This window comes from Sulfitobacter sabulilitoris (genome assembly GCF_005887615.1).
Classification (GTDB): domain Bacteria; phylum Pseudomonadota; class Alphaproteobacteria; order Rhodobacterales; family Rhodobacteraceae; genus Sulfitobacter_E; species Sulfitobacter_E sabulilitoris.
The window spans coordinates 1-671 of the sequence record NZ_VANS01000019.1; the positions used below are offsets into that span (position 1 = coordinate 1).

At 68.0% G+C, this 671-nt stretch carries 1 protein-coding gene; it reads right to left on the reverse strand.

Translation table 11 applies throughout. The features are described 5' to 3' along the window. The coding region (locus tag FDT80_RS18975) for a glycosyltransferase family 61 protein (RefSeq protein ID WP_170311946.1) at positions 1-671 on the reverse strand (671 nt) is incomplete at both ends.

The following is a 671-nucleotide window of genomic DNA, read 5'->3' on the forward strand; positions in this document are numbered from 1 at the left end:
CTCGAAAGGCCCGGATCAGAGCCTGTCGCCCCCGCAAGCGCCGTCAGCCCGGCCACCGCCCGCGCGGCCTGCGCGCGCTCCGCCGCATCCTGGTCCGCGAACGCCATGAACCCGGACCGCAGGTTGCGCCCGTAATCCGCGAAGAACCGATGCGCCAGCAGCTCCGAAAGCGCCGACCCCTCCGCCCCCGCAACACCCGATACCGCCCCGCGCCGCAACCCGGACAACCGCGCCGCAAACCCCCGGGGCGTCCCGCCGGCAACAACCGCCCAAGACCCCGTCAGAACATCCGCAGACACACAAAGATCAGACAATCCAGACAAAATATCCGAAACTCCAAACGGAAGGGGGGCGTCGCTGCTCGAAAAGAAAGCCGAGATGCTGTCGAGGGGCAAATTGAACTGCGCCTCGCGGGGCGGCAGGTTCAGTCCGGCACTGCCCTGCACCTGCCAGCCCGCCAGGCTGATCACGGTCGATCCCGCCAGGCGCCCCAAAAGGTCGGCGCGGTGAAAATCGGTGCCCGGCGCATTGCTGAGCAGGACAAAGACCCGGCACTGCGGGCGGGCAAAGGCCAGCGCGGCCACATGCGGGCCATCCGCGATCACGATCTCGTCGGCCTGTGCGACCTCGCGGATCAGATCGCAAAAGGACATGGCCTCGGGATGGCGCGA